22 protein-coding genes are annotated in these 22,882 nt (G+C 67.6%); 7 read left to right on the top strand and 15 right to left on the bottom strand.

The window, feature by feature from the left end:
* Nucleotides 1–20 precede the first annotated feature (20 nt).
* The 11 genes from nuoH to HLH27_RS13530 all read right to left on the bottom strand — a co-directional run bounded on the left by nuoH (nucleotide 21) and on the right by HLH27_RS13530 (nucleotide 15,236).
* Complete coding sequence (nuoH, locus tag HLH27_RS13580) at nucleotides 21–977, bottom strand: NADH-quinone oxidoreductase subunit NuoH (protein WP_182950584.1); 957 nt, start codon at nucleotides 975–977, stop codon at nucleotides 21–23.
* Nucleotides 974–3,673 (bottom strand): NADH-quinone oxidoreductase subunit NuoG, encoded by a 2,700-nt coding sequence (gene nuoG, locus HLH27_RS13575; RefSeq protein WP_182950583.1) that lies wholly within the window; start codon nucleotides 3,671–3,673, stop codon nucleotides 974–976. The genes nuoH and nuoG overlap by 4 nt, the downstream gene beginning before the upstream one ends.
* 13 nt (nucleotides 3,674–3,686) lie before the next feature.
* Nucleotides 3,687–4,982 carry an NADH-quinone oxidoreductase subunit NuoF gene (gene nuoF / locus HLH27_RS13570; protein WP_182950582.1) on the bottom strand — a complete coding sequence of 432 codons (1,296 nt, stop codon included), beginning with the start codon at nucleotides 4,980–4,982 and terminating at the stop codon, nucleotides 3,687–3,689.
* Nucleotides 4,979–5,473, bottom strand: a complete 495-nt coding sequence (gene nuoE / locus HLH27_RS13565) for an NADH-quinone oxidoreductase subunit NuoE (protein ID WP_182950581.1) — start codon at nucleotides 5,471–5,473, stop codon at nucleotides 4,979–4,981. Before nuoE ends, nuoF begins: the two co-directional genes overlap by 4 nt.
* Entirely contained in the window at nucleotides 5,460–7,235 is a 1,776-nt protein-coding gene (gene nuoC / locus HLH27_RS13560; RefSeq protein WP_182950580.1) for an NADH-quinone oxidoreductase subunit C/D, read from the bottom strand. Before nuoC ends, nuoE begins: the two co-directional genes overlap by 14 nt.
* 12 nt (nucleotides 7,236–7,247) lie before the next feature.
* The gene (locus tag HLH27_RS13555) at nucleotides 7,248–7,883 is read right to left on the bottom strand and encodes an NADH-quinone oxidoreductase subunit B (protein ID WP_182950579.1); all 636 of its coding nucleotides are present in this window, start codon (nucleotides 7,881–7,883) and stop codon (nucleotides 7,248–7,250) included.
* Nucleotides 7,884–7,885: 2 nt separating this feature from the next.
* Nucleotides 7,886–8,290, bottom strand: coding sequence for an NADH-quinone oxidoreductase subunit A (locus HLH27_RS13550; protein WP_182950578.1), 405 nt, complete (start codon nucleotides 8,288–8,290; stop codon nucleotides 7,886–7,888).
* Nucleotides 8,291–8,579: 289 nt separating this feature from the next.
* On the bottom strand, nucleotides 8,580–10,022 hold the full coding sequence (locus HLH27_RS13545) for an efflux transporter outer membrane subunit (protein WP_182950577.1): 1,443 nt from the start codon (nucleotides 10,020–10,022) through the stop codon (nucleotides 8,580–8,582).
* A complete protein-coding gene (locus HLH27_RS13540; RefSeq protein ID WP_182950576.1) occupies nucleotides 10,012–11,190 on the bottom strand; it encodes an efflux RND transporter periplasmic adaptor subunit in 1,179 nt (392 codons plus the stop codon). The genes HLH27_RS13545 and HLH27_RS13540 overlap by 11 nt, the downstream gene beginning before the upstream one ends.
* A complete protein-coding gene (locus tag HLH27_RS13535) occupies nucleotides 11,183–14,356 on the bottom strand; it encodes an efflux RND transporter permease subunit (protein ID WP_182950575.1) in 3,174 nt (1,057 codons plus the stop codon). The genes HLH27_RS13540 and HLH27_RS13535 overlap by 8 nt, the downstream gene beginning before the upstream one ends.
* A 373-nt stretch (nucleotides 14,357–14,729) precedes the next feature.
* Nucleotides 14,730–15,236: a YciE/YciF ferroxidase family protein gene (locus HLH27_RS13530; protein ID WP_182950574.1), complete on the bottom strand. Its 507-nt coding sequence runs from the start codon at nucleotides 15,234–15,236 to the stop codon at nucleotides 14,730–14,732.
* A 510-nt stretch (nucleotides 15,237–15,746) separates the two neighbouring features.
* Between HLH27_RS13530 and HLH27_RS13525 the strand changes: the two genes are divergently transcribed.
* Together HLH27_RS13525 and HLH27_RS13520 are read left to right on the top strand one after the other, a co-directional pair.
* Entirely contained in the window at nucleotides 15,747–16,589 is an 843-nt protein-coding gene (locus HLH27_RS13525; RefSeq protein ID WP_182950573.1) for a hypothetical protein, read from the top strand.
* 295 nt (nucleotides 16,590–16,884) lie between these two features.
* On the top strand, nucleotides 16,885–17,331 hold the full coding sequence (locus HLH27_RS13520; RefSeq protein ID WP_182950572.1) for a hypothetical protein: 447 nt from the start codon (nucleotides 16,885–16,887) through the stop codon (nucleotides 17,329–17,331).
* Nucleotides 17,332–17,347: 16 nt separating this feature from the next.
* On the opposite strand, the gene HLH27_RS13515 is transcribed toward HLH27_RS13520, so the two are convergent.
* Nucleotides 17,348–17,818, bottom strand: a complete 471-nt coding sequence (locus HLH27_RS13515; protein ID WP_246375896.1) for a hypothetical protein — start codon at nucleotides 17,816–17,818, stop codon at nucleotides 17,348–17,350.
* 245 nt (nucleotides 17,819–18,063) lie between these two features.
* Here HLH27_RS13515 and HLH27_RS13510 point away from each other — a divergent pair, with 245 nt between their 5' ends.
* Complete coding sequence (locus tag HLH27_RS13510; protein ID WP_182950570.1) at nucleotides 18,064–18,267, top strand: hypothetical protein; 204 nt, start codon at nucleotides 18,064–18,066, stop codon at nucleotides 18,265–18,267.
* 31 nt (nucleotides 18,268–18,298) lie between these two features.
* Here HLH27_RS13510 and HLH27_RS13505 read toward each other — a convergent pair whose 3' ends face one another.
* The 3 genes from HLH27_RS13505 to HLH27_RS13495 all read right to left on the bottom strand — a co-directional run bounded on the left by HLH27_RS13505 (nucleotide 18,299) and on the right by HLH27_RS13495 (nucleotide 20,192).
* Nucleotides 18,299–19,003: an SDR family oxidoreductase gene (locus tag HLH27_RS13505; protein WP_182950569.1), complete on the bottom strand. Its 705-nt coding sequence runs from the start codon at nucleotides 19,001–19,003 to the stop codon at nucleotides 18,299–18,301.
* 99 nt (nucleotides 19,004–19,102) lie between these two features.
* The gene (locus tag HLH27_RS13500) at nucleotides 19,103–19,669 is read right to left on the bottom strand and encodes a TetR/AcrR family transcriptional regulator (RefSeq protein WP_182950568.1); all 567 of its coding nucleotides are present in this window, start codon (nucleotides 19,667–19,669) and stop codon (nucleotides 19,103–19,105) included.
* 61 nt (nucleotides 19,670–19,730) lie between these two features.
* The gene (locus HLH27_RS13495; RefSeq protein ID WP_182950567.1) at nucleotides 19,731–20,192 is read right to left on the bottom strand and encodes a MarR family winged helix-turn-helix transcriptional regulator; all 462 of its coding nucleotides are present in this window, start codon (nucleotides 20,190–20,192) and stop codon (nucleotides 19,731–19,733) included.
* 136 nt (nucleotides 20,193–20,328) lie between these two features.
* Between HLH27_RS13495 and HLH27_RS13490 the strand changes: the two genes are divergently transcribed.
* The 4 genes from HLH27_RS13490 to HLH27_RS13475 all read left to right on the top strand — a co-directional run bounded on the left by HLH27_RS13490 (nucleotide 20,329) and on the right by HLH27_RS13475 (nucleotide 22,879).
* The gene (locus HLH27_RS13490) at nucleotides 20,329–20,739 is read left to right on the top strand and encodes an organic hydroperoxide resistance protein (protein WP_182950566.1); all 411 of its coding nucleotides are present in this window, start codon (nucleotides 20,329–20,331) and stop codon (nucleotides 20,737–20,739) included.
* A gap of 70 nt (nucleotides 20,740–20,809) precedes the next feature.
* Nucleotides 20,810–21,334, top strand: a complete 525-nt coding sequence (locus tag HLH27_RS13485; protein WP_182950565.1) for a DUF1097 domain-containing protein — start codon at nucleotides 20,810–20,812, stop codon at nucleotides 21,332–21,334.
* Nucleotides 21,335–21,352: 18 nt separating this feature from the next.
* Nucleotides 21,353–21,823: a DUF6130 family protein gene (locus HLH27_RS13480; protein WP_246375895.1), complete on the top strand. Its 471-nt coding sequence runs from the start codon at nucleotides 21,353–21,355 to the stop codon at nucleotides 21,821–21,823.
* A gap of 18 nt (nucleotides 21,824–21,841) precedes the next feature.
* Nucleotides 21,842–22,879, top strand: a complete 1,038-nt coding sequence (locus HLH27_RS13475) for an alpha/beta fold hydrolase (RefSeq protein WP_182950564.1) — start codon at nucleotides 21,842–21,844, stop codon at nucleotides 22,877–22,879.
* Nucleotides 22,880–22,882 lie beyond the last annotated feature (3 nt).

The following is a 22,882-nucleotide window of genomic DNA, read 5'->3' as shown; positions in this document are numbered from 1 at the left end:
GTGGTTTTCCTCTCGCTTTTCTATCCCGGCGCATGCAGCAGCAGGATCGCGCCGGTGGCGGCGATATTGAGCAGGGACAGCGGCAACAGGATCTTCCAGCCCAGGGCCATCAGCTGGTCGTAGCGCGGGCGGGGGAGTGCCGCGCGCAGCAGGACGAACAGGCAGACCAGCGCGCTGGTCTTCAGCGCGAACCATAGCGCAGGCGGCAGAAGCGGGCCCTCCCAGCCGCCGAGATAGAGCGTGACCAGCAAGGCCGAGACCAGGACCACGCCCGCATATTCGGCCAGGAAGAACATGCCGAACTTCATGCCCGAATATTCGGTGTGAAATCCGGCACCAAGTTCGTTCTCGCCTTCCGGCAGGTCAAAGGGCAGGCGGTGCGTTTCCGCTATGCCGGCCAGCGTAAACACCGCGCAGCCCAGCGCCTGCGGCACGACGAACCAGAGGCCGGACTGGGCCAGCACGATGTCGCGCATGGTGAACGAGCCTGCCTGCATCACGACGCCCAGCACCGACAGGCCCATGAACACTTCGTAGCTGATCATCTGTGCTGCCGCGCGCATGCTGCCCAGCAGCGCGTATTTGCTGTTCGAGGCCCAGCCGGCCAGCACCACGCCGTAGACGCCCATGCCCATCATCGCCAGCACGAACAGCAGACCGACATTCAAGGTACCGGCGATGCTCCAGAATGCCGTGACCGGCACGACGCCGAAGGATAGCAGCACCGTCATCATGCCGATCGCAGGCGCCAGCACGAATACGCCCCGGTCGGCGAAAGGGGGAATCCAGTCCTGTTTGAACAGGATCTTGATGCCGTCGGCCACGGCCTGGAGAATGCCGCCCGGGCCTACCCGGTTGGGGCCGTAGCGATCCTGCCACAGGCCCAGTAGCCGGCGCTCGAACCATGTCAGGAACGTCGCCAGACCCAGGAGGATCGCGAGGGTTACGCCGATGATCACGGGCATCGGGGCGGTCATGACGCGTCTTCTCGGCGCAATTGTATGTGGACGGGGGTACCGAAGGCGCGCGCTGCCAGATGGGGGGGACACAGAGCGATGCCGGGGGGCAGCGCGGAATCGTGACGGACGGGCAGGGTGATTTGCTCGCCGGCCAGCGTGATGGTGGCCGTGGTGCCGTTTTCCAGCCCTGCCGGCATGGTGCCGAGGCGCAGGGCGGCTGGAGCTATGCGCGTGGCGATTGGGGGAGAGAGGGTGCTGAGTTCCTCCGTGCCGAACAAACGGTATTCGGGCAGCAGCAGGAGGTCGTCGGGGCCGGTGGTAAAGGGCGGGGGGATGTCGTGATGCCAGTTGGGGGGCGTGTGGGGCGTGCCGTCCAGCAGGCGTGTGCCGGCTTCGCCGCCGCGCATTTTTCCGCCGATTTCCTGTTGGAAGCGGTTGAGGGATTGGACGGAATTCCAGCCGGGGGCATGGTAGAAGGGTATCAGGGCCCCCGGTATGTCGGGGGAATAGGCGCCTTCCATGGTGGGTGCGAGGGGGGTGTCGGGTGAGGCTTGGAGGGGGCGGTCGTGGACGCTGACATGGGCGCGTAGTGCGGTACGCCCACTGATCCTGGCCGGTTCGCTGCGGACCCTGCGGCCGTCGAGACGATAGCCGGCGCCGGGGGCGGCGTCGGCGACGGCCGAGAGGGACGGGATGTCCTGCGCCATGGCGGCGATGATCTGGTCGAGGTCGGTCCAGTCGGGTTCCGTGCCGGCCGTGGCCAAGGAGAGCTGGCGTGCCCAGCGCCAGCTTTCCTGGACCGGCATGGCGGGGAGAAGGGCGGGCAGGAAACGTTGGGCGCGGCCCTCGGTGCTGACCAGTGTGCCGCCGCTTTCGGTGAGAGCCGTGGCGGGCAGTACCAGATCGGCCTGCTGCGCTAGTGGCGTGGCGATGTGGTCGATGACCACCAGATGGGGCACGGCGGCCAGGAGGTCGTGCAGGATGGTGGCGTCCAGGCGCCGGGTGAGGTCGTTTTCCATGACCACCAGCGTGCCGATGCGGCCCGCCTGGGCCATGGCGCGGACGTCGTCGAGCGGGATGCCGCCCATGAGCGCCATGCCCATGCTGTTGCAGTCGGGCACCACCAGCGACAGCGCCGCGTCGGTGCCGGCGGCGTGCAGGGCGGTGGCGATGTTGGCGGCGGCGTGGAGCAGGGCGGCGTTGGCATATTGCAGGCCGGCGACGATCAGGGGGCGACGGGCCGTGCGCAGGGCGGTGGCGAGCGTGTCGGCCAGTTGGAGGTCGGTTTCCGACAGGTCCGGCACGTCGGGGGCCGAGGCGTCGATCCGGTGGGCGATGGCGAAGCCCAGCCGGGCGATGTCGTCGGGAGCCGCGCGGTGGGCCGTGGCCGCTATCGGGTCGAGGTCGGTGGCGGCGGGGGTGAGCACTCGTAGCGGCGAGGGTGTGTCGGCGCCCAGCATGCGCACGGCGGCATCCATCCAGTGCGGCACCTTTGCCGCGTCGGCGGCGGGATTGGCGGCGCGGCGCAGCGTCTGGCGCAGTGCCAGGCCCAGGCGGGGGGCGGTGGCGCAGACATCCTCGCCCAGGACCAGGACCGCGTCGGCGGATTCCATGTCGTGCAGGCTGGGGTTGCGTGCCGGGGTGGCGCGCAGGAGGGCCGGGACCTGCATCGTCAGGTCGTGCTCGGGTTGTGGCAGTCCGGTTGAAAACCGGTCGGGGCCGGTGAGGGCGCGGAGGGCGAAATTGGATTCCAGGGAGGCGCGTGTCGAGCCGATGCCGACGATCGGGCCCCGGGCGGCCATGGCGGCGAAGCGGTCCAGCGCGGTCGTGATGGAGACGGGAACGGGGATGCCGTCCTGCCGTGTTGTGGGCGTGCGCGGGCGGGTGGGGGTGGTGGCGAACCCGTGGCCGTAGCGCCCGCGATCGCACAGGAAATAGCGGTTGACCGCGTCGTGATAGCGGTTGATCACCCGGCGGACCGTGCCCTGCCGCGCATTGACGATGGTGTTGCAGCCTACCGCGCAATGCGCGCAGACCGAGGGGGCGCCGCGCATGTCCCATTTGCGGCTGTAGATCGCCGAGAAGGGTTTGTCGGTGAAGACGCCGGTGGGGCAGATTTCCACCAGGTTGCCGCTGAAGGCGTTTTCCAGCGCGCCGTCTTCGTGACGGCCGAAATAGAGGTCGTCATGGGCGCCGAAGGCGGCCAGGTCCTCGCTGCCAGCATAGTCGCGATAGAAGCGCACGCAGCGATAGCAGCCGATGCAGCGGTTCATTTCGTGATTGAGGAACGGCCCCAGATCCTGGTTGCGGTGCGTGCGCTTGGTGAAGCGGTAGCGGCGCCGGGCGTGGCCGGTCATTACCGTCATGTCCTGCAGGTGGCACTCGCCGCCTTCGGGGCAGACGGGGCAGTCGTGCGGGTGGTTGATCATCAGCCATTCGACGACGCCGGCGCGGAATTCCTTTGCCTGGGGATCGTCGATCGACAGGATCGCGCCGTCGGTGACGGGTGTCATGCAGGCCATGACGATGCGGCCGGCCTTGTCGTCGGGGCCGCTGAACTGCTTGACGGCGCACTGGCGGCAGGCGCCGACCGAGCCCAGTTCGGGATGCCAGCAGAAATAGGGGAGGTCGGCGCCGGATTCGAGGCAGGCTTGCAGCAGGTTCTCGTCCATGCGGGCGGGGCAGGCGCGGCCGTCGACCAGGATCGTCGCCATAATCCCGTTCCTTCTATGCGGTTTCGCGCAGCGGGCAGGCCCGCTGGCGGATATGGGCGTCGAATTCCTCGCGGAACAGTTTCAGGCCGCTGGCCAGCGGGGCCATGGCGCCCGGTGCGTGGGCGCAGAAGGTGCGGCCCATCGGGCCGAGCAGGCGGGCATGGTCGTGCAGGCGATCCAGGTCCTCGGGCTCGCCGGTGCCGGACTCGATGGCGTCCAGCAGGCGTTCGACCCAGGGCAGGCCGTCGCGGCAGGGGGTGCACCAGCCGCAGGATTCCTGCGCGAAGAAATGTTCCAGATTGTGCAGCATGCCGACGGGGCAGGTCCGGTCGTCCAGCAGGATGGCGAGGCCGGTGCCCAGCCGGCTGCCGGCCTTTTCCACCGCGCCGTACTCCATCGCCACGTCGACCTGGCCCGCGTCGAGGAAGGCGGTGGAGGCGCCGCCGGGCAGGAATGCGCGCAGCCGGTAGCCGTCGCGCATGCCGCCGGCATGGTGCTCGACGATTTCGCGCAGGGGGGTGCCCATCGGCAGTTCCCACGCGCCCGGCCGGCGGACCCGGCCGCTGACGCCGTAGATCTTGGTGCCGCTGTCCGGCCCGAGCCCGAGCGAGAGGAACCACTCCGCGCCGTTGGCGACGATATGCGGCAGGTTGCACAGCGTCTCGACATTGTTGACGACGCTGGGGGCGCCCCACAGGCCGCCGACCTGCGGGAAGGGGGGCTTGCTGCGCGGCTGGGCGCGGCGGCCCTCCAGCGCGGTCAGCAGGGCGGTTTCCTCGCCGCAGATATAGCGGCCGCCGCTGGCGTGGACGTGGATTTCGAACCCGAAGCCCGAGCCCAGGATGTTCTCGCCCAGCCAGCCGACCTGCCTTGCTTCCGCGATCGCGTGGTTCAGCCGTGCCAGTGCCAGGTGATATTCCCCGCGCAGGAAGATCACCCCGTGGCCGGCCTGGATGGCGTAGCCGGCGATGATCATGCCCTCGACCAGTTGCAGCGGATTGCCTTCCAGCAGCAGGCGGTCCTTGAAGGTGCCGGGTTCCATCTCGTCGGCGTTGGCGACCAGGTATTTGCGGCGGGTAGCCGGCGGGTCCCTGGGGACGAAGCTCCATTTCTGGCCGGTGCCGAAGCCCGCGCCGCCGCGTCCGCGCAGCTTCGATGCCGTGACCGTCTCGATCACCGCTTCGGGCGTCATGTCGCGCAGGGCGCGGCGGACTGCCTGCCAGCCGCCGGCGCGGCCATAGGCGGCGCAGTCGGGCGGGCCGTCGGGGAGGCCGATCATGGCGGTGAGGGGGCGCTCGGACACGTTCATGGCGCGGCCTGCCGCAGGGTGTCGGCCAGATGTTCCGCCGTTTCGGCGTCGAGGTCGCCATGCAGAGTGTGGTCGACCAGCATGGCCGGTGCGTGGTCGCAATGGCCCAGGCAGACGATCGGCAGCAGCGTGACCGCGCCGTCGGCCGTGGTTTCGCCCGGCCGGATGCCCAGCCGGGCCTGGAGGCGCGCGCAGACCGCGTCGCGGCCCATGATCCAGCAGGAGACGCTGTCGCACAGCATGATGACGTGACGGCCCACCGGGCGGCGGAAGATCAGGTTGAAATAGGTGGCGATGCCGTCGAGATCGGCCGGGGACATGCCCAGCAGGGATGCGGTTTCGGCCAGGTGCGCGTCGCTGACCCAGCCGAAATGCGCCTGCACCAGCGTGAGGGCGGAGACCGAGGCCGCGCGGGGCCGGTGCTCGGCGCGCGCGAGCTCGGTGATCTGGGCCCGCAGGTCGGGCGGGAGGAGGGTGTCAGCGGTCGACATCGGCCATCACGAAATCGATGCTGCCGATGATGGCGATCAGGTCCGCGATCATGGCGCCGCGGCTGATCAGCGGGATCATTTGCAGGTGGGGGAAGGAGGGAGTGCGGATGCGCGTGCGGTAGGACATGGTGCCGCCGTCGCTGACGAGGTGATACTGGTTGAGGCCCTTGGTGGCCTCGACGCAGCCGCGGGCCTCGCCGGGGGGAATGACCGGGCCCCAGCTCACGTTCAGGAAATGGTGGATCAGAGTTTCGATGTCGTGCATCGTCCGCGTCCTGGGCGGCGGGGTGGTGAGCGGATGGTCGGCCTTGATCGGGCCGGCCGGCATGTTGTCCACGCACTGGCGGACGATGCGCAGGCTCTGGCGGATTTCGGCGATGTGCACCACCACGCGGTCGTAGCAATCGCCGTTCGCTGCCGTCGGGATATCGAATTCGAGCTGGTCGTAGCAGGCATAGGGCGCGCGGCGGCGGTAGTCCCATTCCAGGCCGCAGGCGCGCAGGCCGGGGCCGGTGACGCCCCATTCGATGGCCTCGCGCACCGTGTAGGCGCCCACGCCCTTGGTGCGCGCGCGGAAAATGCCGTTGCGCATCACCATTTTCTCGTATTCGTCGAGGCGCTTCGGCAGGTAGTCGAGGAAGGTGCGGACCAGGCCGTCCCAGCCCGTGGGCAGGTCCATCGCCACGCCGCCGATGCGGAAGAAGGCGGGGTGCATGCGAAAGCCACAGATGGCCTCGATGATCTCGAACACGCGCTCGCGGTCGGTGAACATGTAGAAGACGGGCGAAAGCTGGCCGACATCCTGGCTCATGGTACCGTAGAAGACCAGGTGGCTGGCGATGCGGAACAGTTCGGCCAGCATCACGCGGATCATCTGCGCGCGGGGGGGCGGCTGGATGCCGGCCAGCGTTTCCACCGCCATGACGTAAGGGAAATTGTTCATCACGCCGCCGAGGTAGTCGACGCGATCGGTGTAGGGGATGTAGCTGTGCCAGGACTGGCGCTCGCCCATTTTCTCGGCGCCGCGATGGTGGAAGCCGATATCGGGCACGGCATCGACGATCCGCTCGCCTTCCAGTTGCAGCACGATGCGGAACACGCCGTGCACGCTGGGATGGTTGGGGCCGAGATTGAGGAACATGAAATCGGTGTTCGCGGAATGCCGGTGCATGCCCCATTGGCCGGGATCGAAGCGCAGGGCTTCCTGCTCGCGCTTTTCCTGATCCTCCGTCAGGCTGTAGGGCGGCATTTCGGTGGCGCGGGCGTAATGGTCCTTGCGCAGCGGGTGGCCGGTCCAGGTGGGGGGCGTCAGGAGGCGGCGGAGGAACGGGTGGCCGTCGAAGACGATGCCGAACAGGTCCCAGGCCTCGCATTCGTACCAGTTCGCGTTCGGCCACAGGTCGCTGATGGTGGGGGCGTGGGGACGGTCGGCGGGCAGGGGGACCTTCACGCGCAGTTCGTCCCCATCGTCGGCGAAGGAGAGCAGGTGATAGACCAGGGTGAAGGCGGATGGGGGCTGGTCGCCGCGATGCGTGCGCTCGCGCTCGTCGATCACCGTCAGGTCGAGGAGCATGCGCAGTGCCGCCTCGGGCTGTTTGAGGCGGGCGAGTGCCGCATGCGCGTCCTGCCGCGCGATCCAGACGGTCGGGACCGCGTCGCGCGTGGCCTCGATGGCCAGGATCGCCGGGGTGTGCGCCACCTGTGCGAACATGGTTGCGGGGGCGCGAAGATCGGCCGGCCGGGGTGGGGTGGCCACGATCATCGTCGTCTCCGTTCAGAGAGCGTCAGGAGAGCGAAGGTCGCGCGCCGCGCGGCGCGCGTCGCGCTTGGCGTCGCGCATGCTGGGCGGTGTGACGCGTTCGATGCCCTGCGGGCCGACCATCCAGCTGAGCGGGCGCCTTTGGGTGCCGATGGCGTTTTGCAGCAGCATCAGCCCTTCCAGCAGCGCGTCGGGCCGGGGTGGGCAGCCGGGGACGTAGACATCGACCGGCAGGAAGGAATCCACGCCCTGCACCACGCTGTAGATATCGTACATGCCGCCCGAATTGGCGCAGGAGCCCATCGAGATGACCCAGCGCGGCTCCAGCATCTGGTCGTAGAGATACTTGATGATCGGCGCCATTTTCACGAACACGGTGCCGGAGATGACAATCAGGTCGGCCTCGCGCGGGGTGGCGCGCAGCACTTCGGAGCCGAAGCGGGCGATATCGTATTTGCTGGTGAAGGCGGTCGCCATTTCGACATAGCAGCAGGACAGGCCGAAATTGAACGGCCAGATCGAGTTCTTCTGGCCCCAGGACACGAAATCCTGCAGGCGGCCCACGACGAGGTTGCGCCGGATCGTCTCGGTCACGCTCGGGTTTTCCGGGCGTGCCGTGGGCGGGGTGGCCGATGTCAGGGACCAGCGCATGCCTAGGGCACCTTTCGGGTCAGTCGTTGCGTCGGGCCCCATTCAAGGCCGCCGCTGCGCCACAGATAGGCCAGTGCGATACCGAGGAAGACCACGAACAGCAGCACCGCGCCGTAGCCCTGCCACCCGGTCTGCCGCACCACCGTGGCCCATGAGAACAGGAAGACCGCCTCGGCATCGAAGATCACGAAGAACACGGCGACCAGGTAATATTGCACCGGCAGGCGCAGATGGGCCGAACCCACGGGCAGGATACCGGATTCGAACGGCAGGTTCATCGACGCGCCACGGGCCGGTCCGACCCGCCGGTTGCCGGTGACGGATGCCAGGGCCAGCATCACCGACAGCAGGGCCGCGATGGCGATTGCGTAGGTCATCAGAGGATGCAGCGTACAGAAGCTACACATGGACAACACCATCGGGTTGTCGCGGGAGCAGGAAGTCGCGGCGCCGCGTGCGCCTTGGTCCGGATCGCCGAAGGTTGTTTCAAAAGTGCCGATAGCGGCCGGAAGCGTGGCGCCAGACACGCGTCTGGCGGTGGTTTCCCGGCATCGGAGCGGCCTTGACGGCTGCCCGCCGCCAGCGGGGTTTTTGAAACAACGGCTCGGTCCCGGCTGAACGTGTGTTGCGAATGCCGGGTTGCAGGGTGGGGAGGGTTTTCCGAATATTTAACGATATCGCGGGCGTCTTTTGCGGTCAGGCGGGACGGCCCGTTGCCTGCCAGCCGCCGCCCAGGGCGCGCACGAGGTCGATCGCCGCGGCCAGGCGGCGGGTGGCGATGGCGATCATGTCCTCGCGCGCCTGCAGTTCCGCCGTCTGGGCGATGACGACCTGGAGATAGTCCACCGCGCCTTCGCGATACTGGATGGTGGCCAGTTGGTTGGTGCGGGCGGCGGCGGAGACGGCTTCCTGCTGCCGGGCCGAGGCGTCGGCCAGGTGGTTGAGCAGGGCAAGCTGGTCTTCGACCTCGCGGAACGCGGTGAGCGCGGTCTGGCGGTAGTTTGCGGCCATTTCGGCATAGGCGGCGTGCATGGCCGCGAGATCGGCGAAGCGCCGGCCGCCGTCGAAGACCGCCAGCGTGGCCAGGGCGGGGCCGAGCGCCCAGACCCCCGTGCCGGCGGCGAGCAGCATGCCGGTCGTCGTCGACGACCCGCCGGAGGCGCCGAGGGTGATGGTGGGGAAGAACGCCGCCCGCGCGATGCCGATGCGGGCATTGGCGGCCGCCATGTGCCGTTCGGCGGCGGCGACGTCCGGCCGGCGTTGCAGCAGCGTGGAGGGGGCGGTGACGGGAACGGGCGGCACCGGGTCCAGGGTGCCGGCCGGCGGGAGCGAGAAGAGCGAGGGGTCCTCGCCGATCAGCACCGCGATGGCATGTTCGGTCAGTGCGCGGTTGGCCACCTGCTGGTCCAGCTCCGACTGGGTGGAGGCAAGCTGGGTGCGGGCGCGGCCGACATCGAGTTCGCTCGCGGAGCCGCCGGTAAAGCGCTTTGTCGTCAGGTCCAGCGCCGCCTGGTAGGCGGTGACGGTGCGCCGCAATACGTCGATCCGCGCATCCAGGCCGCGCAGCTGGAAATAATCCTCGCCCAGTTCGGCTTCCAGGCTGAGGCGCATGCCGGCGAGGTCGTCGGCGCTGGCCTGGGCCTCGGACCGCGCGGCGGCGACGAGGTTGCGGATACGGCCCCAGATATCGGGCTCCCACGCGATGGTGCCGCCGGCGGCGTAGGTGCGATAATCGAACGAATTGCCGGTCTGGACCAGCACGGCCCGTTCGCGCTCGGCGCTGGAGGACGCGTCGATCTGGGGGAAGAATTCGGCCCGGGCGCGCCGGACCAGGGCGCGGGCCTGGTCGTAGCGCGCCACCGCCGCCGCAAGCTGCGGGCTGCCGTGTTCGATCCGGGATTCCAGATCGTTCAGCCGGGCGTCGGCCATGATCGTCCACCAGTCGGCGCGCGCGGATGGGTCCGCCGGCTGGGCCGGGGTCCAGGGGCCGGTTTCCTTGAAGGTGGCGGGCAGGGTGGGGGGCGCGGGCGGGCGATAGTCGGGGGCCAGGTTGCAGGTGGAGAGCAGGGTGAGCAGAAGGACTCCGCTCTTTTTTACGGCGGGGCTTCTGCGCCTGGCGGCCGGGGGCTCAGGCGCCATGCGGGTGGTCCGGTTGCTGCGGTTTGACTTCGTCGCCGTCGCGGAGATCGTCCCTGGGGTTGTCGATGACGGCGCTTTGGGGGGGCAGGCCCGTGACCTCGAGCTCGGTGCCGAAATCGGTGACGATGGCGATGGGCTGGATCCTGACATGGTGGCTGGAATCCATCACCGCGACGGTGGTGTTGTCGCGCCGGAACAGCAGGCTGCTGGCGGGGATTCGGACGGCGGCCGCCGTGCCGGTGCCGGGGAAGGTGAAGGCGATCTGGGCGTAGGCGCCCGGTTTCAGCAGGTTTTCGGCATTGTCGTAGACGAGTTGCACCAGCATGGCGCCGGACTGGGGATCGACGGCATCGGACGCGTGGATGAGGTGGGCCTGGAAGGTTCGGCCGGGATAGTCGGGCACCGTGAAGGCCACCACCATTCCGTCGTGCATCCGCGCGGCATAGGCCTGGGGGACGCTGACATAGAGCCGCAGCCTTGCGACGTCGGAGACGGTGAAGAGCGGTTGGGCGGCCGAGGTGCCGGCGACGATCAGCGCGCCGATATCCGTGGCGCGGCTGGTCACGACCCCGGTGAACGGCGCCATGATATGTTTGAAGCCGGAGAGGGTTTCCAGCCGGTCCACCTCGGCCGCCGCTTCGTGGCGCGTGGCTTCGCTGGCGGCGAAATTGCCCCTGCGCTCGTCGGTTTCCTGTTGCGAGACCGCGTTCTGCGCGTTCAGGCGGTCCCATCGGCGGGTGGTGATGCGGGCGAGGTCGCGCTGGGCGGTGCGGGTGGCCAGGGCGGCGCGGGCGGCGGCGAGCTGCTGGTCCACGTCCGGCGTGTCGATATCCGCCAGTAGCTGGCCCTGCTGCACCTTCTGCCCGATATCGACATACCAGCGCCGCAGATAGCCGTTGGTGCGCGCGTAGGCGGGGGCGCTGTACCAGGCCTGCAACCGGCCCGGCAGGACCAGCCTGTCCGTGGCCATGCCGCCCGGATGGACGATGGTCACTGTCGGGATCGCGGCGGCGAGGGTCTGCGCATGCAACTGGTGGCGGGCGTGCAGGCGCAGGAGCGTGCCCGCCACCAGCACCAGTGCGAATAGCGCACCGGCGAGCAGGATGAAGCGGCCGAGCCGGGGGGGCGGCCTGTCGCGTTGGGGCTCGGTCTCGGCGGGGTCAGGCATGGGCCGATGCGCCTTGCCCGGCTGCCTGCGCGCGCCGCCGATAGATGATGGCGAACAGGGTCGGCACGAAGAACAGCGAGGCGCAGGTGGCGAAGACCAGGCCGCCGACCACGGCGCGGCCGAGCGGGGCGTTCTGCTCGCCGCCCTCGCCGAAGCCCATCGCCATGGGCAGCATGCCGATGACCATGGCCAGTGCCGTCATCAGCACCGGCCGCAGGCGGGTCTTGCCGGCTGCCAGCGCCGCCTGCACCGCATCGCCATGTTCGGCAAGCTGTTCGCGGCAGAAGGCGATGACGAGGATGGAATTGGCGGTGGCGACCCCCATGCACATGATGGCACCGGTGAGGGCCGGGACCGACAGCGGCGTGCCGGTGGCGAACAGCATCCAGCAGATGCCGGCCAGCGCCGCCGGCAGGGCGAGGATGATGATGCAGGGATCGGTCCAGCTCTGGAAATTCACGACGATCAGCAGGTAGATCAGCACGATGGCGCCCATGAGCCCGGCGCCGAGGCCGGAGAAGGCGGTGGTCATGGATTCGTACTGCCCGCGCAGCGCCACCGTGACCGTTGGCGGGCGCTGGTGGTCCAGCCGGTCCAGCACCGCCTGCACATCGGAGGCGACGGCGCCGAGATCGCGCCCGTCGCTGCCCGCGAAGACGTCGATCAGCGGGCGGATATTGTACTGGCCTTCGACCGGCGAGGTGGTGCCGCGCGTGATCGTGCCCAGCGCGCCCAGAACCTGCGGGCGGGTGGCCAGCGCGCCCGTGCCCGTTACCGGCAGGCCGATCACGTCGGCCAGGGCACCGATGCGGTATTCGGGCATCTGCACCGAGATCGGGTAGGTGACGTTGTTCTGTGGGTTCAGCCAGTAGAGCGGGGCGGTCTGCGACGTGCCGGCGATGGAGGTCGCGATGCTGCTGGTGACGTCGCCCTCGGTCAGGCCGAGCTGGTTGATGCGGGTGCGGTCCACGTCGAAGCGCAGTTCGGGATAATTGGCGGGCTGCTGGATGCGGGCGTCGACCAGGCCGTCGATATGGCGGATGTCCCGCAGCACCTGTTCGGCGAACTGCCGGGTCTCGTCGGGGTGGGGGCCGCTGACCTGGACGTCGATCGGGGCAGGGGCGCCGAAATTGAGGATCTGGCTGGTGATGTCCGACGGCAGGAAGGCGAAGCCGGCCTGCGGGAACAGAATGGGGAGCTCGGCGCGCAGGCGGCGGATATAGCGCGCGGTGGGGTGATGGTTCGGCCTGAGCGCGATCAGGATGTCGCCGTCCTCGGGGCCGATCGTGCCGGAGGCGCTGTAGGAGACGTTGATGGCGCTGTTGGGCAGGCCGATCAGGTCGGCGACGGACAGGATTTCATCCGCCGGGATGCGGGCGCGGATCGCTTTCTCGATATCGAGGAAGAGGGAGGCGGTTTCCTCGATCCGCATGCCGACCGGTCCGCGCACGTGCAGCGTCATGGCACCGGCATCGACCTGGGGAAAGAAATTGCGGCCGAGAAAGGGGAGGAAGGCCAGGCTGAGGACGGCGAAGGCGAGGAAAGCGCCGACGAAGCGGCCGCGATGGGCCAGCGCGGCCTCCAGCACCATGCCGTAATGCTCGCGGAAGGCTGCGAAGCGCCGTTCGAACCCTTGCTGGAAGCGGGTGAAGAGGCCGCGGCTGCCCGGTTTGTTTTCCTGATCATGCTGGCGCAGCAGGAACATGGCCATGGTGGGGACCAGGGTGCGCGAGAGGATGAAGGACATCACCATCGCGAACATGACCGACAGCGCCATCGGCACGAAGAGGAAGCCCGACACGCCCGGCAGGTAGAACATCGGCACGAAGACGATGCAGATGCACAGCAGGGAGAGGAAGGCGGGGACGATGATCTCGCCCGAGCCGTCGATGATGGCGGCGTGCACGTCCTTGCCCATTTCCAGATGGCGCTCGATATTTTCGATCGTCACCGTGGCCTCATCGACCAGGATGCCGACGGCCAGCGCCAGGCCGCCCAGCGTCATGACGTTGAGGGTCTGGCCGAAGGCCGACAGGATGGCGACCGCGCCCAGGATCGAGAGCGGGATCGAGGTGGCGACGATGAGGGTGGAGCGCCACGAGCCAAGGAAGAGCAGGATCATCAGGCTGGTCAGCCCCGCCGCGATCGCGCCCTCGCGCAATACGCCGCTGACGGCGGCCTTGACGAACAGCGACTGGTCGTTGACGGGCGTGATCCGAAGCTGCTGCGGCAGGCCGCGCCTGGCGTCGGGGATCGTGTCGCGGATGCCCTGGACGATGGCGATGGTGGAGGTTTCGCCCGATTTCAGCACCGTCAGCATGGCCGAGCGCTGGCCGTCGACATGGACGATGTTCTGCTGCGGCAGCGCGCCGTCGCGCACATGGGCGACGTCGCGGACGCGGACCACCGCGCCGTTGACCGTGCGGATCGGCAGCATGTTGAGCTGTTCGACCGATAGCGGCGCGTTGTTGAGGCGCAGATTGTACTGGTACTCGCCGATCTTCACGAAGCCGGCGGGGGTGATCTGGGTCTGGATGGACAGGGCGTTGGCCACGTCCAGCCCGGAGACGCCGCGCGCCTGCAACTGGCTGGGGTCGAGGTCCATCTGGATCTGCCGCACCCGGCCGCCATTGGGGAAAGGGATGGCGGCGCCGGGGACCATGACCAGCCGGGTGCGGATGAAGTTGAAGCCGAAATCGTAGAGCTGCTGTTCGGTCAGCCCCGTGCCCGACAGGCCGAGCTGGAGGATGGGCACGGTCGAGGCATTGTAGTTGAGGATGAGTGGCGGGGTGGTGCCGAGCGGAAGCTGGCGCAGCAGCGTCTGCGCGATGGCCGTGACCTGCGCGTTGGCGAGGCGGACATCGGCGCCCGGCTGGAAGAAGATCTTGGTGATGCCGATCCCGGTCAGGGCCTGGCCCTCGATATGCTCGATATCGTTGACTGTCGTGGTCAGCGCGCGCTGGAACGGAAGCTGGATGCGGCCCGACATGTCCTGCGGCGAGAGGTTGGTGTAGGTCCATGCGACCGCGACCACGGGGATGTCGATGTTGGGAAAGATGTCCTTGGGCGTTCGGATGGCCGAGAGGATGCCCGCGATCACGATCAGGATCGCCATGACCACGAATGTATAGGGTCGCGCGAGCGCCAGCCGGACGATCGCGTTCATGGCCGCGTGGGGCTGGCTTGCGGCCGATCCGGTGGGAATGCCCCGCGGGGCGCCATTTCCGGCGGGCGCCCTGGGCAGGCGCCGTGCCGTCCGCTAGTCCTCCGGTCGTGCATCAAGCGGCATCTTTCCATGGTCCGGCGTACGGAACTTCCGCATGCGGGCAGGGTTGCCCGCCAACTGGTGATATAGCCGCCGGCGGGGGCAGGAGGTTTGTCACATACGAGCGATCTGGATGAATTCGATCAGGATGAATTCCGCAGGATGAATTCCGGACTGGCCGCGACGCGCGGCGCCCGGCCTTCCATCCCGCGCGTTCTCCGCTGGGAGAACGGGAAATGGAAGGCCCCCGGTCATGGATGGCGGGGTGGGCTGGTCATGTCGGCTGGAGGGCGGCTTCCGGATTGCTCTCGCGCTCGGCGATTTCGGAGAGGAGGGCGTCGGTCCGCTTTTCCTCTTCGAGGGTTGCGCCCAGCAGTTCCTCCGCCTCGGCGAGGCCGAGCGTGGCGGCCCAGGCCTTCAGCGTGCCGTAGCGGGAGATTTCGTAATGCTCGATGGATTGGGCGCAACCGATCAGGACCGCGTCCGCGGCCTCGGTCTTGCCGAACTCTTCGAGATCTTCTTCCATTTCGGCCAGGATGCCCTGCGTCGCTTCGCAGGTCTTGGCGCGCGGCGCCTTGCCGATCAGGCCGAACACGTCATTCAGCCGCTCGACATGATGGGCGGTCTCGGCGGCGTGCGTTTCGAACGCCTGTTTGAGATCCGGCGCCTGGGCGGCGCGGACCGACCGCCTGAGGGCCTTCAGGATCTGTTTCTCGGCAAAATAAATATCCTTAAGCGTTTCATAGAACGCGTCGGACAATGTCTTTTCCTGGGTGGCCATGATGGAGTCCTTTCCGTTTCATGGGGGTGCGCGGAGCCTCGGCGGGACGTATTCCCGGGAGCGTCGATCGTCCGTGCCCGGAGGGACCGCCCCTTTTGCGCGTGCGAGCGGGTGCTCGGGGGAAAGGGGGCGGTGTGCGGGATGCCGGTCGGTGGGCTCCGGGGGATTCCTGTCCGCCGGGACCGCCTCGAGAGCGCCATCGCCGATGGCAGCTCCCCCGTCGGGAGGCATGCCTGACCCTACGCGCCTGTGCCCGGAGGGTTGCCCTGGGTTCGAAATTTCTCCTGATTCCGGAAGCGATGTGTCGATGGGCGGGGTGGAGGATCGGGGGGCGGGAAGGAGGACGGCGGTCGATCGGGCGCTGCCGGCGGCAAACTTCGGAGAGGGCGGCACGTTGGGGGAATGAAACCATGGGAGAATCCTGTCATGCCAATTCTGCTCTGGCTTCTTGGCGTGCCCATTCCGATCATCATTCTTCTTCTTCTGTTCTATCATTGAGGAGCATCTGCCATGCCCACCCTCATGACGGACGATGTGGCTGTGGTCTCTCCGCGCGCGGGGATATCGTGGGCAGCCGTTCTTGGTGGTGCCATCGTCGCGACGGCGATGGCCATCATGCTCATGTCGCTCGGCTCGGGCCTCGGCCTGGCCTGGGTTTCACCCGTTTCCGGCGATAACCCGTCGGGGATGACGTTTACCGTGGTGACGGCGATCTGGCTGATCGTGGTCCAATGGATTTCCGCGTTCTTCGGCGGGTATCTGGCGGGCCGGCTGCGGCCGGCCGCAATGGATGTGGATGGCCGCGAAATCATGTTTCGCGATACGGCGGCCGGTTTCGTCGCCTGGGCGGTTGCGGCCGTGCTGGTGGCGGGACTGGTGGGATCGGCGGCCTGGTCGGCGGCCGGGGGCGTGGGGAAAAGTGCCGCGACCATGATTGCGGGGGTGGGGGCGGGAGCTGCCAGCCATGCGGGATCGGGGCCGGACGCATATATGCTCGATACGCTGTTCCGGACTGCCCAGCCGGATGCGGCGGCGCCCGCCCATGACGCGAAGGCCGAAGCGGGGCGGATATTGGCGACCGCCGCCACCGGGTCCGTCGCGCCGGCGGATCGTGATTATCTGGCCCAACTGGTTGCGGCCCGCACGGGTATTTCGCCCGACGAGGCCGGGAAGCGGGTCGATCTGGCGATATCCACCGAAAGCCAGGCCCTGGCAAAGGCGCGGCATATTGCGGACGTCGCGCGCAAGGCGGCTTCGTCCTTCGCGCTTTATACGTTTTTCTCCATGCTTGTCGGGGCGTTCGTCGCCTCTGTCGCCGGGGCGATCGGCGGGCGGCAGCGCGATGCGTTCTGACGGGACTATTTGATCGGGGGTGTCGCGGGGAGGAAGCCTGCGACCCCACACCGATGCATACAGGCCAGTTCTGTCATGCGCCCTGCATGCGGCATGCGTCCGGAACCGTCGGAGCGGCCTGTCGTTGAGGATTCAATCGCGGCGGGGATCGGAATTTTTCCTGACATGCGGGAATTCGTGACCGGTGCCGGCACGTCGCAGGGCACGGCGTGATGCCGTGCCTCGCGAATGATGGGGGCATGGGCGGCCTGTCCGATCAATATATGGAATTATATAGAAATATATGAGGATTTTCATGAGGACGATTTTTGTCGCCGGATTCTGTCTTCTGGTTGCCGCGGGTGCCCATGCGCAGACGGTAGCGCCGTCGGGGCAGACGCCGCTTGCGCGGATGCAGGAGGATGAGGTGAGCGGGTCTGCCCATGAGACGGTTGAAAATGCGAAAAAGCAGCCGGCGCCCACGCCTTCGGCCCCCGCTTCGCCGTCGGCCATGACGCCGCCGTCGGGCGGTGGGTACCTGCAGAAGGACAAGAAGGTTCCGCCATCGGAAAAACTGTCCGACTGGCCGCAGCTGAAGCGGGACCAGGTCTCGCCGACGCCTCGGGCGCCATGCCCGGGCAAGGCCGATTGCAAACTGGTGCCGATGTCGCGCCAGGATGCGACGAAGCGGCTGGGTCATGCGCCGCCGGGCAGCGAGACGTCCCCGGACCGGCAGGGGCCGGTCAATACGCCCCGCGACTAGCCTGCGGGGCGGGGCCTTATTTCGGGCGGACGGAGGAGCGGGATTCCTGATTTTCGGTATCCACGCTGATTCGCTGGTAGACCGCCAGCGAAAGCACCACGACCGTCGCCGTGACCAGGAGGCCGATCGGGTAGAAGATCTGCTGTATGTTTTCCTTGCTGACCTCGAAGACCGCCACCAGGCCCTCGATGAAGACGGCGATGATGATCGTCGTGATGAATTTCGTAAGGCTGAGGCGGGCTTCGAGGGGGGAGACCTTGACGCGGCTTTGAATGACTTCCTCTTCCATGAAATACTTGGCCACGTCGAACACGGCGATGGCGATGACGACATAGCTGATGGCGAGAAGAAGGGCGTCCCGTCCCTCGTGCCAGGAGGTCAGCAGGGTGAAGAGCAGGTTGAAGACGCCGTAGAAGATCAGCCCTATGGACAGGACCATCAGCATGATGCTGGCGGTGCCGAAGGCGGCACGGGAGACTTTCTTCAATGTACCTTCATAGGTGATCGACATCTCTTGACCCGACCTCGCTGGGATGAAGCGCGTGATGCACTGGTGGGGAGGATGGTGGGCGTGGCCGCCCGCCGGCGCGCCTGGGGGCCCGTTGCGGGCAGGCGTCAGGCTTCAACGCCGCCCGTGGGCGACAGTTCGACCGTGCCCTGGGACGGTCGGCCGCAACCTGTTGGATGCGCGCCCGTTTCCTGTCGAGGACGATGAGGACGGAGGGAGACATCATGGGGAAGGCAGCGGACAGGCCTGTCCGGCAAGAGCGTGGCGCCGAAGAGCGCTATCCGGCCCCCGGCGTCAGCTCGCCGCCCGAGGCGCGCCCGGACCCCGATGCGCAGACGCCCCCCGCGCCGGAGCCGGTGCCGCAGGATCTGCCGGAACCGCTTACCCTGCCGGAGCAGGGGGAGGGCGCGGGAAAGGATGGGGGCTGAGAGGCCGGGGGCGCGTTGGTCGTGACGTGGCCTAGAGGACGAAGCCGCCGTCGATCGTCAGGCTGGCGCCGGTCATGAAGGAGGCGGCGGGGCTGGCGAGGTAGGAGGCCAGGGCGGCGATGTCCTGTGGCTGTCCCATCCGGCCCAGCGGCATGGCGGCCACGAGATGCCGGGTCATGCCCTCTGTCATATCGGTTTCGATGGGGCCGGGCTGGATGTTGTTGATCGTGATCCGGCGGGGGGCGAGGTCGAGCGCCGCGCCCTTTACGAACGCGGCGACTGCCGCCTTGGTCATGGCATAGATGCTGGAACCCGGGGCGATGGGCCGGATGGCGGCGATGCTGCCGATGGTGATCACGCGGCCCCCATCGCGCATGCGGGCGATTGCGGCCTGGACCGCCAGCACGACGCCGCGGACATTGACGGTGAGGGACAGGTCGAGATCGTCGGGAGCGAAGGTCTCCAGCGGGCCCAGCCTGAGGACGCCCGCGTTGACGACGGCGACATCCAGAAGGCCGTAATGCGAGACGACCTGGTCGACCGCCGCGTGCAGGGCCGACGGGTCGGCGCTGTCGGCGGGAATGGCCATGGCGCTGCCGCCATCGGCGACGATTGCCGCCGCGACCGCGTTGGCCTGCTCGGGGCGGGACACATAGGTGAGGCCGACCGCGTAGCCGTCCTGAGCCAGTTGCCGGGCGATTCCGGCCCCGATGCCGCGCGAGCCGCCGAATATCATGGCGACTTTCCGCTGTTGGGGCTGGGGTTGTTCGTTGTCGTGATGGGTCATCGTGCGTCTCTTGTTTTTGAATGAATGTTCCAGAATTGGGAAAATTTTTTACCGGATGCCTCTCATCGCCGCGCGAGCGATGGCGGCGCGTGTCTTGCGGTCGGCGCCGGCGCGGGCCGACACCCGCAGGCCGGCGAGGGTGGAAACCAGGAAGGCGACCGTGTCGTCGGCATCGGTATCCGGGAGGAGGTCGCCCTCTTCCCGGGCCTGGCGGACGCGTTCGATCAGCGCGGCGTTCAGGATTTTTCCGCAGCGATCGTGGATTGCGGAGAGGTCGGGGCGGGTAGTGCCGAATTCGCAGATGCTGCTGACGCCCAGGCACATATCCTGCGCCGAGGCGGCCACCCGGTCGAGAAAGCAGGCGATGCCGTCGATGGCGCGGGGGCCTGTTTTCAGCGCCGCCAGATGGGCTGCGATCTCGCCTGCCGCATAGTGTTCGATGGCTGCGCGGTAGAGCTGCCATTTGTCGCCGAAGCTGTTGTACAGGCTCTGGCGGCCGATCCCCATCGCTTCGACCAGCATGGAGGCCGAGCTGCCCTCGAAACCATGCTGGCGGAAGACGCCGATTGCGGCGTCCAGAACCTGATCCCGATCGAATTCCTGCGGTCGTGGCATGGCTGCCGCATAGCAGGATATGGAACGAACGGTCAATAACGATGTGACGGGAGGTGGCCGCTCAGTCCGCCGGGTCTGCCGCATGGTGGAGCAGGTTTGTCCGGAGCTTGACGATGGCTTTCTGGAGCACGCGGAATTCCTCCGGTTCCAGGCCCGTCGCCTTGACCAGCGTCTTCTGGGCGCCCTGTTCGCGCAGGGCGCGGCCGGCCTGGGTCAGGCTGACGATGACCTGCCGCTCGTCCTTCGGGTCGCGTTCGCGCCGCAGGTAGCCGAGGGTTTCGAGCTTTTTCAGGATCGGTGTCAGAGTGTTGGATTCGAGGAACAGTTTCTCGCCCAGGGTGCTGACGGTCTGGTGATCGTCCTCCCACAGGGCCACGATGGCGATCCACTGCGTGTAGGTGACGCCCAGCGCCTCCAGGATCGGCTTGTAGGCCCGGCCGTAGGCGAGGTTGGTCGAGTAGACCGCGAAGCACATGAAATCGGCGAGTTTCGGGTAGTTGGGCTTGGGGGCGCTGGCGTCCATCGGGGGTTTTCTCCTTCACGGGCTGGGTGGTCCCTATATAAATCGGATCCGATTAAATCGGAAGGCTTGACTCTGGGGACGGGGAGCGCCTATGAAATCGCATCCGAGTTAATCGGATACGATAGGAGTATCGATCATGGACAGGACAATTCTCTATACCGGCCGCGTCCACACTGTTGGCGGTCGCGACGGTGCGGCGCGCAGTGACGATGGCCGTCTGGATGTGCGTCTTTCTCCGCCCGGCTCGGGCGGGGAGGGGACCAATCCCGAGCAGCTTTTCGCCGCCGGCTGGTCGGCCTGTTTCATCGGTGCGATGCGCATGGCCGCCCGCGCGCAGGGCGTGGCCCTGCCGGCGGATGTCTCGGTCGATGCGGATATCGACCTGGCGAGGGAAGGCGACGGGTTTGTGTTGCAGGCGCGGTTGGCTGTGCATCTGCCGGGCCTGGACGCGTCGGTCGCCCGCGCCGTTGCGGATGCGGCGCATCGGACCTGCCCCTATTCGCGGGCCACGAGGGGCAATATCGACGTCGTGATCGAGATCGCCTGATCCAGACAATGATTTTTACGATCTACGGGCGGATCCGTGCCGGTCCGCCGTTCCTGCCGGAGGAATTCCCATGACTGCTTTCTCTTTCACCTCGCCCCGTTTTCATGTCGTGTCGGTTGCCGTTGCGTCGGTTGCGGGGCTGTCCACGTTCGGAACGCTCCATGCGATGCTGCCGGCATCGGCCATGTTCCTGGGCTGGGTTGCCTATGCGCTGGGTGGCCCGTCGGTGCGCGGCGGCTGTGCGCATTTCGTCTCGTTCCTGTTCGGGCTGCTGTTCGGCATCGGTACGGCGCTGGCCATCAGGGCCCTGACGCCGGGCCTGGGGGACGCCGCGACGCCTCTGGCGGTGTCGGGCGTCGTGATCCTGGTGCTGAGCCTGCGGACCATGGCGCCGTTCGGGAACCCGCTGGCCTATTTCCTGGGGCTGACAAGCTTCTTCTATTCGGGCTTCGCGCCCTCTGCCGGGACCTTTGCCATTCTCGCCGCCGCCGGCGCGATCGGGGCGGCCTCCTGCGCCGGTGCCGCCTGGCTGGAAGGCCGCGTGACGAGCGGGCCGCACGGCCGGCGCCCGGCGGCGTTCACGGCACTGTCCTGAACGATAGATCGGAGACGTATGATGTTCACGCTCGATTATATGGCGCTGGTCGTGGTCGCCGCCCTGCTGATCCCGGCCGGGGCGGCCGCTGGCCAGAGTGCGGCGGATTATCTGGGCCCTGCCGGGGTGGTGCCGCTGAGTGCGCCCCAGCCCCCGGCGCGGTTGATCGTCGATCCGCCCTTGCCGGCGCCGCTGGCCCGCGGGCAGGTCTTTATCCAGTACCGGGCAGAGAATTTGCGGATCGAGCCCGTCTTCGGGCCCAAGGCGACGGAGGTGACGCCGCGGATCGGGCATCTCCATGTCTCGCTGGACCATGCCCCATGGCATTGGGCGGATGCGAGCGGCGAGCCGCTGATCCTCGTCGGGCTGCCCGCCGGGCCGCATGAGGTGCTGATCACGCTGGCGGATGCGAACCATCATCCGCTGGACCGCAAGATTGTCGATTTCGTCGTTCCGGCGACCGCCGCGAACATGCCTTCCAGCCATTAGCAATCCGGAGTTCCTGCCATGTCCTCCACCTGTTTCCGCAATCCGGGCCGTCGCCGCTTTCTTGGCCTGGCGGCCCTGTCCGCCGCCGCGTTCGAGGCCGGGATGTTCGGCCGTGCCGCGCAGGCGACGGTGCCGTCGGCCGGTCGGTCGGCGGTGGCCTCTGCCCTGCCGGCCCCCCGGCAGGTCGATGCGGGCCCCCTGTCGGTCGGTTATGTCGAGATGGGGCCGGCGGACGGGCCGGTCGTCATGCTGCTGCATGGCTGGCCCTATGACATTCACAGTTTTGCCGAGGTCGCGCCGATGCTCGCGGCCGATGGCTATCGTGTCGTGGTTCCGTATCTGCGGGGATACGGCACGACCATGTTCCGCTCGGCGGCCACGCCGCGGAATGCGCAGCAGGCGGCGTTGGCGACCGATGCGATTGCGCTGATGGATGCGCTGGGCATTCGCAAGGCGATCTTCGCCGGGTTCGACTGGGGTGCCCGGACGGCGGATTGTGTTGCGGCCCTGTGGCCGGAGCGGTGCGTCGGGCTGGTTTCGGTCAGCGGTTATCTGATCGGCAACCAGCAGGCCAATGCGGTACCCCTGCCGCCGAAAGCGGAATTGTCCTGGTGGTACCAGTTCTATTTCGCGACCGAGCGCGGGCGGCTGGGCTATGCCCGCAACACGAAAGAGTTCAACCGGCTGATCTGGCAGCTTGCGTCGCCGCAATGGCATTTCGACGACGCGACCTATGACCGGTCGGCCCGGGCCTTCGAGAATCCCGACCATGTTGCGGTCGTGATCCATAATTACCGCTGGCGTCTGGGGCTTGCGGCAGGGGAGCCGCGCTACGATGCCATCGACGGCCGGCTTGCGGCTTTGCCGTCCATTACGGTGCCCGCCATCACCATGGAGGGGGATGCCAATGGGGCGCCGCACCCTTCACCCGAGGCCTATCGGGCGCGTTTTGCCGGACGCTACGCGCACCGGCTGATCCGGGGCGGGATCGGCCATAACCTGCCGCAGGAGGCGCCTGCCGCCTTTGCGGATGCCATTCGGGCGGTCGTGTCATGACGC

It is taken from the genome of Gluconacetobacter takamatsuzukensis (genome assembly GCF_014174275.1).
In the GTDB taxonomy this organism is placed as follows: Bacteria; Pseudomonadota; Alphaproteobacteria; order Acetobacterales; family Acetobacteraceae; genus Gluconacetobacter; species Gluconacetobacter takamatsuzukensis.
This window is presented reverse-complemented; position numbering and strand designations above follow the sequence as displayed.